Annotated in this window: 1 protein-coding gene; it reads left to right on the top strand. The window is 75.9% G+C overall.

The genetic code is table 11. The features are described from left to right. Positions 1-228, top strand: a 228-nt coding sequence (locus G3I42_RS16040; RefSeq protein WP_164286554.1) for a DUF2786 domain-containing protein, incomplete at both ends; no start/stop codon positions are given.

Below are 228 nucleotides of genomic sequence, written 5' to 3'. Positions count from 1 at the left end.
CTCTGCCGGCTGCTGCTGCGGCTGCCCGCCATCGAACCCGTCGGGCCCCCGCCCGGGGCGCCGCGCGACGGGCTGAGCCTGCCGCCCGCGCACGACGAACCCCGCATGCTGACCCGGATCAGGGCGCTGCTGGCCAAGGCGGAGGCGACCGGATTCCCCGAGGAGGCGGAGGCGCTCACCACCAAGGCGCAGGAGCTGATGGCCCGGCACAGCATCGACGAGGCGCTG

Origin of the sequence: Streptomyces sp. SID11385 (assembly GCF_010548245.1) — a bacterium.
Taxonomy (GTDB): Bacteria; Actinomycetota; Actinomycetes; order Streptomycetales; family Streptomycetaceae; genus Streptomyces.
The sequence above is the reverse complement of the archived record's forward strand: the minus strand, read 5'-3'. Positions and strand labels throughout refer to the sequence as shown.